The sequence below is a fragment of the Megasphaera vaginalis (ex Srinivasan et al. 2021) genome (assembly GCF_000478965.1).
GTDB lineage: Bacteria > Bacillota > Negativicutes > Veillonellales > Megasphaeraceae > Megasphaera > Megasphaera vaginalis.
Window position 1 is genome coordinate 1 of the sequence record NZ_AWXA01000054.1, and the last position, 13,977, is coordinate 13,977.

General features: G+C 52.5%; 14 protein-coding genes and 1 other annotated feature. Of the genes, 4 read left to right on the forward strand and 10 right to left on the reverse strand.

Translation table 11 applies throughout. From position 1 onward, the window contains the following. Positions 1–16: 16 nt before the first annotated feature. Genes HMPREF1250_RS09825 through trpS form a run of 7 tightly spaced genes read right to left on the reverse strand, consistent with a single transcriptional unit; the run spans position 17 to position 5,540 of the window. Positions 17–739, reverse strand: a complete 723-nt coding sequence (locus HMPREF1250_RS09825; protein ID WP_023054522.1) for an alpha/beta fold hydrolase — start codon at positions 737–739, stop codon at positions 17–19. 3 nt (positions 740–742) lie between these two features. Further along, positions 743–1,150 carry a hypothetical protein gene (locus HMPREF1250_RS09830; protein WP_023054533.1) on the reverse strand — a complete coding sequence of 136 codons (408 nt, stop codon included), beginning with the start codon at positions 1,148–1,150 and terminating at the stop codon, positions 743–745. 8 nt (positions 1,151–1,158) lie between these two features. Then, entirely contained in the window at positions 1,159–2,193 is a 1,035-nt protein-coding gene (gene floA / locus HMPREF1250_RS09835) for a flotillin-like protein FloA (protein WP_023054525.1), read from the reverse strand. Positions 2,194–2,208: 15 nt separating this feature from the next. Further along, the gene (locus HMPREF1250_RS09840) at positions 2,209–3,513 is read right to left on the reverse strand and encodes an NfeD family protein (RefSeq protein WP_023054526.1); all 1,305 of its coding nucleotides are present in this window, start codon (positions 3,511–3,513) and stop codon (positions 2,209–2,211) included. Positions 3,514–3,525: 12 nt separating this feature from the next. Continuing rightward, entirely contained in the window at positions 3,526–3,927 is a 402-nt protein-coding gene (locus HMPREF1250_RS09845; RefSeq protein WP_023054524.1) for a hypothetical protein, read from the reverse strand. 29 nt (positions 3,928–3,956) lie between these two features. Then, entirely contained in the window at positions 3,957–4,550 is a 594-nt protein-coding gene (gene yfbR / locus HMPREF1250_RS09850) for a 5'-deoxynucleotidase (RefSeq protein WP_023054531.1), read from the reverse strand. 6 nt (positions 4,551–4,556) lie between these two features. After that, the gene (trpS, locus tag HMPREF1250_RS09855) at positions 4,557–5,540 is read right to left on the reverse strand and encodes a tryptophan--tRNA ligase (protein ID WP_023054527.1); all 984 of its coding nucleotides are present in this window, start codon (positions 5,538–5,540) and stop codon (positions 4,557–4,559) included. A gap of 36 nt (positions 5,541–5,576) precedes the next feature. After that, positions 5,577–5,807, reverse strand: a binding site (T-box leader). 152 nt (positions 5,808–5,959) lie between these two features. On the opposite strand from trpS, the gene HMPREF1250_RS09860 reads away from it, so the two are divergent. After that, on the forward strand, positions 5,960–7,276 hold the full coding sequence (locus HMPREF1250_RS09860; RefSeq protein WP_023054523.1) for a purple acid phosphatase family protein: 1,317 nt from the start codon (positions 5,960–5,962) through the stop codon (positions 7,274–7,276). 149 nt (positions 7,277–7,425) lie between these two features. Then, positions 7,426–7,629 carry a DUF1858 domain-containing protein gene (locus HMPREF1250_RS09865; protein WP_023054530.1) on the forward strand — a complete coding sequence of 68 codons (204 nt, stop codon included), beginning with the start codon at positions 7,426–7,428 and terminating at the stop codon, positions 7,627–7,629. 92 nt (positions 7,630–7,721) lie between these two features. On the opposite strand, the gene ileS is transcribed toward HMPREF1250_RS09865, so the two are convergent. The 3 genes from ileS to HMPREF1250_RS09875 form a co-directional block, all read right to left on the reverse strand. Continuing rightward, on the reverse strand, positions 7,722–10,526 hold the full coding sequence (gene ileS / locus HMPREF1250_RS09870; protein WP_023054521.1) for an isoleucine--tRNA ligase: 2,805 nt from the start codon (positions 10,524–10,526) through the stop codon (positions 7,722–7,724). A gap of 12 nt (positions 10,527–10,538) precedes the next feature. Further along, on the reverse strand, positions 10,539–10,694 hold the full coding sequence (locus HMPREF1250_RS11660) for a hypothetical protein (RefSeq protein ID WP_155914521.1): 156 nt from the start codon (positions 10,692–10,694) through the stop codon (positions 10,539–10,541). Between the two features lie 200 nt (positions 10,695–10,894). Next, positions 10,895–12,334 carry an alanine/glycine:cation symporter family protein gene (locus HMPREF1250_RS09875; protein ID WP_023054528.1) on the reverse strand — a complete coding sequence of 480 codons (1,440 nt, stop codon included), beginning with the start codon at positions 12,332–12,334 and terminating at the stop codon, positions 10,895–10,897. A 401-nt stretch (positions 12,335–12,735) separates the two neighbouring features. On the opposite strand from HMPREF1250_RS09875, the gene HMPREF1250_RS09880 reads away from it, so the two are divergent. Further along, positions 12,736–13,224 carry an HD domain-containing protein gene (locus HMPREF1250_RS09880; protein WP_023054529.1) on the forward strand — a complete coding sequence of 163 codons (489 nt, stop codon included), beginning with the start codon at positions 12,736–12,738 and terminating at the stop codon, positions 13,222–13,224. A 15-nt stretch (positions 13,225–13,239) separates the two neighbouring features. Continuing rightward, positions 13,240–13,962: an NAD-dependent protein deacylase gene (locus HMPREF1250_RS09885; protein ID WP_023054532.1), complete on the forward strand. Its 723-nt coding sequence runs from the start codon at positions 13,240–13,242 to the stop codon at positions 13,960–13,962. The last annotated feature ends 15 nt before the right edge of the window (positions 13,963–13,977 follow it).

Consider the following 13,977-nt stretch of genomic DNA (forward strand, 5'->3'; position numbering starts at 1 on the left):
AAGTGCATGTTTTTATTTATATCGTTTCCAGCCAGGACAAGGCATCGCCCAACATATTGGTTGTAACGAAATGCCCCAAGCCCTCGTAAAGGATCAGGCTGCACGCCAGTCCTTGCCGCCGCAGTTTCTCAACAAACAGGAGCTGCGCCTCCTTATCCACCGTAGGATCACTGCCGCCATGCAGAGCCAGAACGGCTTTTCCTGCCAACCGTTCTGTATGCCCATACGGATCATACCGATCGATTTCTGCCAGCAGCGCTTCGTATCCTTCGGGAATATCTATATGCAGCGCCGAACGAAAGCGTCGTTCCGACTCGTTCCACCAGCCTGAACCGTTGAGCGCGACGGCGGCCTGCACCCGTTCCTGCCAAGTCAGCACGCCTAAGGCGGAAAAACCGCCGAGCGAATGCCCCATGACAAAAACCGGCAAGTCGGGATATGCTCCGCCGATATAATCGAGAAGACATCCCGCTTCTTCCACATTCTGCAAGATCGTTTTCCAAAACAGCTCATAAGCTTCCGGCGCCGTGTAATCGATCGTCCCCCGTTCGCCGTGATGGACCGCTTCGGGAATCAGGACATCATACCCGTAAGCCGCCAATATCCGGCCGCGAAGGGACTGCAGTTCCTTCGTTGACGACCAGCCGTGATAAAAAATGATCACGCCCTTCGGTGCCGTATCGGCAACAACGGACAGGCAGGGGATTCCTTTTATGGTAATCCGTCTTTCTTCAATCATAATTTACTTCCTCTTTCTCCGTACAGCCACCGGCGGCTGCCACAACTCCGACCAGATGAGGCCGCTGTAAAGTGCGCGATGTGGCGGTGTCAGGCGGCTCCAAGCCTGTTCGGAAGCGACTTCGCGCAAGGTCTTGACCGCCGTCGTTTGCGATTGTGCCGTCACCGCGCTTACTTCTGTCTGCGGCGATTGTCCCGCCCTTTCGGCAGGCGCCTCGTCCGACACGTGCAACGGCGCCGGCCGTCTGCTTTCAGGCTGCGGCCCTTCGCGCCGCGCGGCGGCATCCTTCTCCGCGTCCTGCCGCGGCCTTGGCGTCGGCACTTGCCGCGGTTTGTAGCGGCGTTTTTTGCGCAGCAAGTCAGGCAGGGCAGAGAAGGCGATAAAGAGAATGACCAACCAGATCCACTCCATAAGCCCTCCTAATCTTCTTCGCGATTCGCATGTGTCGTTTTCGTCCTGATCTCTCCGCCCTGTACCGGCGGCATGCCCGCATCGGCAACTGCCGTACGCATCTTCGTATCGGCCAGGACATTATTCATCGTATAGTAATCCATAACGCCCATATTGCCGTCTTTCAGGGCCTGCGCCAATGCCAACGGCACGGCGGCCTGTGCTTCCACGACTTTCGCCTGCATTTCCTGCGTGTAGGCGTGCATTTCCTGTTCCTTGGCCACAGCCATGGCCCGCCGTTCTTCGGCCTTTGCCTGCGCGATCTGCTTATCGGCTTCGGCCTGGTCGGTCTGCAATCTGGCGCCGATATTGCGTCCCACATCGACATCGGCAATATCAATGGACAAGATCTGAAACGCCGTGCCGGCGTCGAGCCCCTTATTTAAAACCGTTTTTGAGATTTCATCGGGATTTTCCAGAACCTCCGAATGATCGCTCGCCGAGCCGACGCTGGTAACGATCCCCTCGCCGACGCGGGCGATGACCGTCGCTTCTCCGGCGCCGCCGACGAGACGGTCGATATTGGCACGAACGGTTACACGGGCCCGTACTTTCAACTCAATCCCGTTTTGCGCCACTGCCGATATAAACGGCGTTTCGATAACCTTCGGATTAACGCTCATCTGCACCGCTTCCAGGACATCACGACCTGCCAAATCGATGGCGCAGGCCCGTTCAAAAGTGAGCGACATGGCCGCTCGATGAGCTGCAATCAAGGCGTCGACAACGCGATCCACATCGCCGCCGGCCAGGTAATGGGCTTCCAACTGATTGACGTTGATATCGAGACCGGCTTTATTCGATTTTACTAGCGGCAAAATAATTTTTGACGGCACGACACGCCGCAGGCGCATGCCGATCAGATTGACGATCCCGACGGAAACGCCGGCGGCCATCGCTGAAATCCAAAGCCCGAGCGGTACGAAATGGAGAAACAACGAGATAATGACGACCGCCGCGATGATGACGATGATCGGCACTGCCAAAAATGAAATGAGTGACATAGAATTCCCTCCTCCTTAACAATCTTTCACACTAGGCTCTACGACGACGCAGCCGCCGTCGATACGAACGACGCGAACCGGCGTGTCCCTGTCGATGAACGCGCCGTCCGTAACGGCATCAACCCGTTCTTTGCCGATACGGATCGTACCGGCAGGGCGCAAGATCGTGATCGTCGTTCCCTCTTGATGGAGAAAACGGCTTTTGTCCTCTTGCGAGGAATATCCCTTTTCCTTCGTCGAACGGTCTTTTAGCGCCAATTTATTAAGCAGTCTGCTCTGCGGCAGCCGGCGGCCGACGAGGACAAAGAAAATCGCCGCAATAAGGACAGCGCCGGCCAAAAGATAGACCGCTTCCGCCGTAGCCCCCAGCAGGTAGAACAGACTGGCGAACAACAGTATAACGCCGCTGATGCCGAAAATACCGACTCCCGGCGTAACGAGCTCCAGCGCGATAAGAACCAGCGAGCTGATAAAGGCCGCGCCGATTTTCAGCGAATCGGCAAAGGAGCCGTCGCCGCTGACAAAAAGCATCGCGCCCAACAACACGGCCGTAACCAGACCGGCGCCGATGCCGGCCGTCTTGATTTCGGCCAGAATCGCCATCAAAATAAGCGCAACCAGCACCATGCGCACATATTCATATTGCAAAACGCCGACGGCTCCGTCACGAAGGCCGCGTTCCTCATAGATCAGCCGTGCGTCGCCCAGGCTGAAAAGGCCCAGAGCGGCGCCGACATCGGCAGCACTGCCTTCAGAAATATCCAGGTCCGCCGCCTGTCTGTCCGTCAGCGAAAGCAATTGCCCCGGTTCGGCATAGCCTGGGAATCCCAAGGTTTTATCGACCATCGCTTCGGCGACGCGGGGATTGTGGCCGGTCCGGCCTGCAGTCGCGGCAAACTCCGCCCGTAAGGCGGCAATATTTTTTTCCGTGTCGGGAATCGGCTCCGCCGCCCCGATGCTGCTGCCGGGCGCCATCACAATATGCCGGCACGAAAGGGCAATCAGCGCACCTGCCGACCAGGCTCGCGAAGGAATATACGCGATCGTCGGTATCGACGCCTGCTGCAACGCATCGCGAATCTTCAAAGCACTGTCCACCCTGCCGCCGAGCGTGTTGACCGACACGACGACGGCGGCGTCATCATTGTCCGCCGCATCGGCCAATACACGCTGCACCAAAGCGGCCTGGGTGCCGTCTATTTCTCCGTCAATGGCAATAACATGCACATCTCCGGCAGCATAAGCGAAGGGCGCCAATAAAAGGCAGAGAAGGAGCAGACAAAGCCGCTGCATCCACTGCCGTACGCGCTTTCTGTTCATCTCTTTACCTCCTCAATATTCTGTCTGCCGCTGCTGATCGCATAAAAAATAACCTGCCTTGCGAAAGGCGGCAAGCTCTTCTTGCGAAAGGCTGCGGGCCGCTGTTTTTTCAAAATAATCGGCGCCTTTATTATCGAGCTCGCGGATTCGCGCCGCAACCGCCTCATATACAGCCTGCGGCTTATCTTCTTTCAACCACGCCAGCATCTGATTAAGCCACATGCGGCAGGTCCAGGACGACGGACCGTGATTGTGACCGCGCAAAATACGGATTTGTATGTCTTCAGGAATCTTGGAAACAAACCATGACCATTTCTCCTTGGCTATTAAAAAGCGGTATTCTTCATCGATCTTGCGAAGATGCTCCGCGTGAAGCTCAACGAGATAACGGGACCAAAACAAACTGAGTGTCATTGAAAGGATCCTCCCCGACTTACATTGACTTACGCATCATTACCGCCGTTGATCTCATCGACGGACAACAGAAAGCTCGGCGCATAGTCACGCAGAAACAGGTCAACTTCAGGCATCTTGAGACTTTGCAGCTTTTCGCCGATCGTCACATAAGCCGCATTGAATTCACGGTTGCCGGCATTCTTTTCCCGAAGGCACTTCACATACGCGCTGAGGGTATCGGCAGCCTTTACCAAAGGCCACAGGGCGTCGTCTTCAGCCCGGCAAATAAGCGGTTCATAAGCGGCCTGCAGCTCGACCGGCAGCGTTTGCAGCAGCCGTTCTTGTGCCAATCGTTCCACTTCGCCGTACGTACGGCGCATCAGGGGATTAAAATACTTGACAGGTGTCGGCATGTCGCCTGTAAAAACTTCGGCCACGTCATGATACATCGCCAAGACGGCCGCTCTGGCCGGATCCGTTTTGCCGCCGAAATAGGTATTGCGCAGGAGACAGAGGTGATAGGCGATCATTGCCGTTTGGAGCGTGTGTTCCTGAATGTTCTCTTCCTCCGTATTCCGCATCAGGCTCCAACGGCGAATGAATTTCATCCGCCCCAGGATAGCAAAAAAATGACTTTTCATCGCTTCTTACCGGTACAACCCCATGGCGCGGATAACGTTTTCATACGTTGCAGCCGCTTTGGCATGGGCTTTGGCAGCTCCTTTCGTCAGCACATCGTCCAGTTCGGGCGTCGCCACCAACGCGGCGTAGCGCTGCTGGATCGGTTCAAGAACGGAAATGACGGCGTCGGCAACGTCCTTCTTGAACGAGCCGTAGCCTTTTCCCGCGTAAGCCGCTTCGATTTCCTCATGCGACTGATCCGTAACGGCCGCGTAGATGTCCATCAGATTGGAAATGCCCGGTTTGGCCTTGACGTCATAGCGAACGGCATTTTCACTATCCGTCTGCGCCCGCTTGATCTTCTTTTCGATGTCCTTCGGCTCGTCGAGAAGGTAGATCGTCGCCGTCTGATTCTCATCGGATTTGCTCATCTTCTTCGTCGGCTCTTGCAGACTCATGACGCGCGTTCCGTCGTGGGCGAGCAGAATATCGGGAATCGTGAAGACTTCACCGTAAAGGCGATTAAACCGCTGCGCCAAATCGCGGGTAATTTCCATATGTTGTTTCTGATCATCGCCGACAGGTACGAGTTCGGTCTGATACAAGAGAATATCTGCCGCCATCAACGGCGGATAGGTCAACAGACCCGCAGGAATGGAATCTCCCCGCTTCGCCGCCTTATCTTTATACTGCGTCATGCGTTCCAATTCGCCGACATAGGACAAGGTCGTCATGATCCAGCCGAGCTGCACATGCTCAGGAACCTCGGACTGCACGAAAAGCGTCGATTGATCCGGATCCAGCCCGGCAGCCAGATAGATAGCCGCCAGCTGGCGTGTTCTCGCATGAAGCATTTGCGGATCTTGCGGCACCGTAATAGCATGTTGATTGACAACGCAATAATAACATTCATTGCCGTCTTGCACTTTGGCAAAATTCCGCAGTGCTCCCAGATAATTTCCCAACGTAAGATTTCCGCTCGGCTGAATGCCGGAAAAAATAATTGACATCGTAATTCCTCCTAAAAAAAAAGCTTCCATCCCCAAAAAAGGGACGAAAGGAATAGTTTCCGCGGTACCACCCCGGTTGGCGCAAAGCCCGGCTCACACACTTGCGTGTGTTTCATCCCGTAACGACGGAACGCCGGCGGCGCCTACTGACTTCGGGCCGCATCTCCCGGGCCCATTCCCAATATTGCTTCCTGTCGGGCTCTCACTGCCGCCGACTCGCTGCAAAGGGGTGAAATATCGGTACTTACTCCCGTTCATAGACATTACTGTATATGCCATATTTTAGCGCCTTTCCGCCGCTGCTGTCAAGGCATGGCCGGTCATTGTAAACAAGCATGGTTCCACTGCTTGACGCCGCCGGGGTACGCTGTTTTATAATACGTTATATCCCCCATTTCATACGAAGAAGGTGCATCTTATTGGTCTTCCTTTCCAAACGAACTTATTTGAGCCTGGCCGCCGTCGCCGTCATAGCCGCCGTCGGCACCTACCTGTTTGTCCCCGGCGCCAAAACGGTCACACAACAGACGTTGCGGGCGACGAAGGCTGCAGCCGCTCATTACGAATTATTGGACGCCGTCGACGCCGTAAATATCCGTCAAGTAATTATAGCCGACAGTACGACGTCGCGGACGATCATGTGGCAATCGGCCGTGTCTGAGCCGGACGCAGTCGTCGACTATCGCGTCAACGGCGACGAGACGGTCCGCACCTTGCCCGCCGCCGAAGAGTCCTTTACAGATAACGGGCAGACGACGTTCATCCACCGTGCGCTCATCAAAGGCTTGACCGCCGGTACGGAATACGAATACCGTATCGGTACAAACGGTAAACGCAGCCCCTGGTTCCCCTTAAAAACGGCGTCAGGCACCGCCTTCAAAGCCCTCATTTACCCGGACTCCCAATCCAGCGACTACGCGGTCTGGACGGAAACGGCAAGAGCGGCCTGGCAACGAAACGGCGACGCGAGCTTTTTCATTAACATGGGTGACCTCGTCGACAACGGCCAGGACACGTATCAATGGAATGCCTGGTTTGAAGCCGTCGAAAATATGATCGCCGCCATTCCCGTCGTTCCCCTCGTAGGCAATCATGAGACCTATGACAAAAACTGGCAAGTCTGCATGCCGGAAACATATTTACATCTGTTTACACTGCCGGATAACGGCAGCAAAGCCTATGCCAATCAGTTTTATTCCTTTGACTACGGCAACGTGCATTTTATCGTTCTCAATACGCAATTTTCGGAATTGGCCGACTTTGAACCGTCCCTCGAAGCGGACGAGATCGCCTGGTTCAAAGAAGACGTCGCCAGAAGCGAAAAAAAGTGGAAAGTCGTTTTGATGCACAAGGACCCGCTCCAATATGCCTTTAATCCGGAAGCCAGATCGACACCGCGGGAAGAAGGCTTTTCCGAAGAAGGCAAAACCTTCATGCCCCTTTTTGACGCCGCCGGCATCGACGTCGTCCTCTCCGCTCATCTGCATACGTACCGCAATCGCGGTCATATCAAAAACTTCCGCCGTGACGACGCCGGCCCGCTGTACATCCTGACCGGCGTCGCCGGCAACGTTCGCTATCCTTCGCTTTGGAAGCAACATGCCCTCGACGAGTATCTGGCGCCGCAACCGGAAACCGACAACTACCTGACCTTGGAAGCGACGGATGACAGCCTTCGCTTCCAGGCCTTTCTGCCTGACGGCACGCTCCTCGATACGGCCGAAGTTCGAAAGTAAGGAATTGACCGTCGCGAATCATAGCTGAAGGCGTTTTATTTCTTCAGCTGTTGTATTTGCCACTAGTCAAGACGGTAAAGTATGTTATAATGAACACATCCCGATGGTTTTCGGCAAAACTGCTGCTACTCTCTGAGGAGGAATGAAATATGGCTATTACGAAAGACACAGGTATTATTGAAGCAGTACAGAAATACCCGCAGATTATTGAAATCTTCCAGTCCTATGGGCTAGGTTGCGTAGGCTGCATGGCTTCCCATTTCGAAACGATCGGCGACGGTGCCGGCGCGCACGGAATTGACGTCGATGCGCTCATCGCCGACCTGAACGATTGCATCGCCGAAAAAGACTGACTGCAAAAAAGCGTCCTCAAGAGAGGACGCTTTTTTTGATAAAAAATGCTCCTGCAAACCGACGGTTTGCAGGAGCGTTTTACCGCAAATCGTTAGTCTTTCATAACGCCGGCGCAACGAGCACAGAGCGTCGGTCTGTCGGCATCGGCACCGACAGTTTCGCTGTGCGTCCAGCAGCGTTCGCACCGCGCATGCGGTGACGGCACGACGACAGCCTTCATGTCGGGATGGTCGGCGCCGCTCACCGCCTCAACGGGAGACGTCCCGTTAACGAGAACGACTTCACTGACAATAAGAAGCGTAGCCAACCGTTTTTCGTAAGGCTTCAAATCAGCGTAAGCCTCGCCTTCGGCATAAATCGTGACGGCCGCATCGAGAGAATGGCCGATCGTATGGTCCTTGCGGGCGCCTTCCAGAATGCGGGTCAAATCGCTGCGATAAGACAGGAGTTTGTTCCATCGGGCTGCCAGATCGGCATCCAGATATTCCGGGTGGGCTTGCGGCCAATCGGTAAGCAGTACGCTTTCTTCTTTCCCGGAAACTGCCGGCATATACTGCCAGACCTCTTCAGCCGTAAAGGAAAGAACAGGAGAAATGATTTTAACCAGCGTATCGAGAATCTGATACATCGCAGTCTGCGAACTGCGGCGAATCGGTGCCGCCGCTTTTTCCGTGTAAAGCCGATCCTTGATAATATCCAGATAAATGGCGCTCAAATCAACGGTACAGAAGTTATGAATAGCGTGGTACATCGTATGGAACTGGTAATTTTCATACGCTTCCGATACCGTTTCAAAAACCTGTTCCAGCCGCAGCAGCGCCCATTTATCAATCTCTTCCATCGCCGCATAAGGTACCGCGTCGGTTTCGGGATCGAAATCAGCCAAATTCCCCAACAGGAACCGGAACGTATTGCGGATCTTCCGATACACATCACTGAGTTGCTTCAGTATTTTCGGCGAAAGACGGACGTCTCCCTGATAATCGGCAGATGACACCCAAAGCCGCATGACGTCGGCGCCGTACTGGTCGATGATCTCCTGCGGCGCCACCGTATTGCCGACGGATTTACTCATTTTACGCCCTTCACCGTCAACAGTAAACCCGTGGGTCAAAACCGATTTATACGGCGCATATCCGTTGATGGCGACGGATGTCAACAAAGACGAGTTGAACCAGCCGCGGTGTTGGTCAGAGCCTTCCAAATACATTTCACAGGGATAATCCAAGTCCGGATCATGGCACAAAACCCCTTGATGTGTCGAACCGCTGTCGAACCAGACATCCATGATATCGCTTTCTTTGCGGAATTCTCCGCTGCCGCAGTGAGGGCAGGTATAGCCTTCGGGAAGCAATTCTTTTTCTGTATAAGCCCACCAGGCATCGGAACCTTCTACAGCAAAAATTTTCTGCAGCTGTGCAATGGTTTCGTCATTAATGATGGCTTCTCCGCATTCTTTGCAATAAAAAATAGGAATCGGCACACCCCAGACGCGCTGGCGGGAAATGCACCAGTCGCCGCGGTCGCGAATCATATTGTAAATGCGGTCATGCCCCCAGTCCGGAATCCATTTTACCTGATCAATGGCGGCCAGCGCTTTCTGCCGATATCCGTCGACGGAAGAAAACCATTGCTCCGTCGCCCGGTAAATAATCGGATTTTTGCAGCGCCAACAATGGGCATACTGATGGCGCAGCGTCGCTTTGGCAAACAGCGCGCCGCAATGCGCCAAATCCTTGATAATCTGAACCTGGGTATCGTCATCAAGGACGAAGCGGCCTTCATACTGCGGCACGGCTTTCGTGTACCGGCCGTCGGGACCGACAGTACCGATGGGCCCCAAATCCCAAGCCGCATATTTCTTACAGGCATCAAAGTCTTCCGCGCCGTGATCAGGCGCAGTATGTACCAGACCGGTACCGCTTTCGAGTGTGACATGGGCGCCGAGAATGACGGGAACTTTACGATCGCCATAGAACGGATGCTGGAAGACAAGGCCTTCAATCTGCTTGCCCGTCATCACCTCCGGTAAGACAACGTAATCCGTAATCTTAGCCGCAGCCAGTGTTGAGGAAACCAGTTCTTTAGCCATCAGCACGGCGTCGCCGCCTACGTTGACCCAAACGTACTCAATTTCTTCATTAGCGCAAATGGCCCGATTGGCGGGAATCGTCCACGGCGTTGTCGTCCAGATCAGCGCATAAACATGATCCAAATCGAAACCGTGCGGCCCATGACAACCGAGGTCAACGGCCTTAAAGCGAACGTAAAGAGAGAAGGATTTGACTTCTTTATATTCGATTTCCGCTTCTGCCAACGCCGTTTCACAATGAGGACACCAGTATACGGCCTTCATCCCCTTGTAGATGTGGCCGTTCTTGGCCATTTTGCCGAATACGCCGATCTGTGCTACTTCGACATGTTTGAGAAGCGTCAAGTACGGATGATCCCAATCACCGAGCACGCCAAAGCGGATAAAATCGGCTTTCTGCTCGGCAACGCGTTCCAACGCATAGTCATGGCATCGTTTCCGCAGATCGAGAGGCGACATTTCGTGTCGGTTAAGCCCGGTATCTTTAATAACGGCATGCTCGATCGGCAACCCATGCGTATCCCAGCCGGGAATATATTTCGTATAATGCCCCGTTTGTGTTTTATATTTTAAAATGACATCTTTCAGCACTTTATTCAGCGCATGGCCGATATGGAGTTTGCCGTTGGCATATGGAGGGCCGTCATGAAGGATAAACTTCGGCGCCCCTTCTCTTTTTTTCAAACGCTTTTCATAAATATTGTTTTCCTGCCAGAACTTCAAAAAATCAGGTTCCCGTTTCGGCAAATTGCCGCGCATGGGAAAATCCGTTTCCGGCAAATGCAAGGTCTTACCGTAATCCATTTTCTTTCCTCCTCAACATAAACAAAAAACGTCTTCGCCCCGCAAGGGACGAAGACGCCAGTCACCGTGGTACCACCCTATTGACTGCCGCAGCAGCCACTTGATGCCGATAACGGTGCAAACCGGCAGCCGACCCGCGGCTACAGCTTCAAAGTGATCTGTCAACACCGGTCCTCACCGGACTCCCACTCTCTCCGGCTCGCTGTCAAGACCCTTCGTATTGACCGTCTTTTTCATCGCTTTTACCTGTAATATTACAAGGAAAGCCTTGTATATAGACAAATTGTAAATGCTATTGACGCCTTTGTCAAGAAAAAGAACGGCATCTCCCGGAGGTCTTGCCACCTGAGCGGCCCGGTTCGTTTCGCTTATTTCCAGAAATCCAGTTCTCTCGAATCGAGACCGATATCGGCAGCCTTGAACACGGGATTCTTCCCCGCCTTTTTCTGTTCTTCATAATTTTTCATAGCTTTAATTGCCGTCTTGCCCAAAAGCGCGCATGCGGGGATATTGATCAAGCACATACCGGCCATGAAGATATCGGCCACATCCCAGACGGCGGCCATCGGCATAATGGCGCCGATGAAAATGATGAATGTTGCAATAATGCGATAAGCAAACATGAATTCCTTACTCGGTTCTCTGCGGTGTAAATAGGTCAGACAATTATCAACGTAGAACAAATTGCCGATCAAAGTCGTGAAGGCAAAAAGCACCATACAAATCGTAACCAGGAGCGGACCGAAAGAGCCAAAATCGACGGTCAGGGCCTGCTGCACATAAACGGCGCCGGCCGCTTCCTTCGTAATAGGAATCCCCGAGCAAAGACACATCATCGCTGTTGCCGTACAAATTAGCAAGGTGTCGATAAAGACGGAAAGCATCTGTACCAGCCCCTGTTTTACGGGATGACTGACATCAGCCGTGGCCGCCGCATTCGGCGCCGATCCGATACCGGCTTCATTGGAAAAAAGACCGCGCTTAACGCCGTACAGCAGACAGGAACCGGAAATGCCGCCGAAAATGGCCTCAAAATTAAAGGCATCGGACAAGATCATGGCGAAAACGTGCGGCAAGATTGAAATATTCATGATGATGACGATAACGGCGGCAAGAACATAAATCAGCCCCATGAGCGGAACGATAAGCGCTGCAGTATGAACGATGCGCTTGCCGCCGCCAATAATGCAGTACCCTGTAATAACGGCCAACACGGCCCCAATCACCATCGGTGTCGAATCGGGATTATAAAAGCTGTATACGGCAAAAGTCGACTGCAAGTTGAAAGAAGCGACCAGATTAAAACCGACTGCATAGGTCATAATCAGCAATCCGGCAAAAATAACGGCAAAAAAGCGACTGTGCAGCGCATTTTCGATATAATACGCCGGACCGCCGTAGCTGCCGCCCTGTGAATCCTTTTTTTTGTAAATCTGCGCCAAGGTGCTTTCAATAAAGGCACTGGCGCCACCGATAACGGCTACAACCCACATCCAGAACACGGCCCCGGCGCCGCCCAGACAGATAGCCGTCGAAACACCGACAATATTACCGGTACCGACTCGGGACGCCGTGGAAACCATCAGCGCCTGAAAAGAGGAAATGGCGCCTTCAGTCTGCGGCTTTTCCGCGACGACACGAATGCTTTCAGCAAACATCCGAAACTGTACCAATCCCGTCAACGACGTAAAATACAGACCGGCAATCAATAGCACGACAACGAGAACGGGGTAATACAAAAACCCGTCAAGCCAGTCAAGAACAGGCATAACGACAGGCGATAATGAATCAAAAAAACTGGACTCCATAATAAATCTTCCTCTCCTTAGATGAGACCGGCCGATTGCTCCCCCAGCACGCAATCGTTGCCAAGTCAAAACATAAAACTCGTTTTCATATATAGAAATGGTAATATTTTTTCTGCTTAATGTCAATAATTATACCTGATTATACCTTATTGATTTGGCATAGAATAGGTTTTTTCTATATCATCATTTTATTATCTACCAAAAAAATCTCTTATTTTCCTATTTTTTTCCTTTTTTCTCTATTTTTTTACAAATTATTTCCTCAATATGAAATTTCATAATATGAAATTATACGACATTTATTTCATATTTATCCGACTCCTGTTTCTCGCCTTTTTTTCCATCGGTGGCAGAATCATCATAATCATGATATAGTGATAACAAAAGGAAGAAGGGTGCTAATGGATACGGCATTACTCTTGAAAAAAGTGATCGCCTATGACCGGGGAGACGCCCGACGCATACAACACCTGTTAAAGGTCTATGCCTATGCCGATCTGCTTGCTTCCCTGGAAGGCATTGACGGCAGAACGAAAGAGATCCTGAACACGGCGGCGATTCTGCATGATATAGGAATTCATCAGGCGGAAAAACAGTACGGTTCCGCTGCCGGTAAGTTTCAAGAAAAGACGGGCCCCGTCGAAGCGCGTAAGATACTCACCAGCCTGACCGATGATGCCGCATTGATCGACCGCGTCTGTTTTCTCATCGGCCATCATCATACCTACACCGGTGTAAACGGTATTGATTGGCAGCTTCTGCTGGAAGCCGATTTCCTGGTCAACGCTTATGAAGACGGTCTGACAGCAACGGGAATCATGGCTGCAGCAGAGCGCTTCTTCAAAAGTAAAAGCGGTCTCGCATTGTTGCAGGATACCTTTGCGATTTAAAAGGGGGAACAGATAATGACAGATATCGAAAAATTTTGTGCTATGGTCAAAGAATCGGATAATATCGTTTTTTTCGGCGGCGCCGGTGTCTCGACGGAAAGCGGCATTCCCGATTTCCGCAGCGTTGACGGTCTCTATAATCAACACTACAAATTCCGTCCCGAAACAATCCTCAGCCATACGTTTTACGTTCATAATAAAGACGAATTTTTCCGCTTCTACCACGACAAAATGCTCTGTCTCGACGCCCGGCCGAACGCCGCCCATTTGAAACTCGCCGAATTGGAACGGGCCGGAAAGTTAAAGGCTGTCATTACGCAAAATATCGACGGTCTCCACCAGAAAGGCGGCAGTAAAAACGTGCTGGAACTGCACGGCAGTGTCCATCGAAATTACTGCGAGCATTGTCATAAATTTTTTGACGCCCACTATATGAAAGCTGCCGATTCCGTTCCCGTCTGCAATGCCTGCGGCGGTCCGGTCAAGCCCGATGTCGTCCTCTATGAAGAGGGCCTCGACAACAGCGTCGTCGAACAAGCGCTCTACTACATCAGTCACGCCGACATGCTGATCATCGGCGGCACATCGCTCGTCGTCTATCCTGCAGCCGGTTTCATCCGCTACTATAAAGGGCATAAGCTGGTTCTTATCAACAAATCGCCGACCGATTTTGACACCTCCGCCGATCTGGTCATTTCCGACGCCATCGGCAACGTATTCAGCCAACTGGTTATATAAAGCGGAAACAAAAAA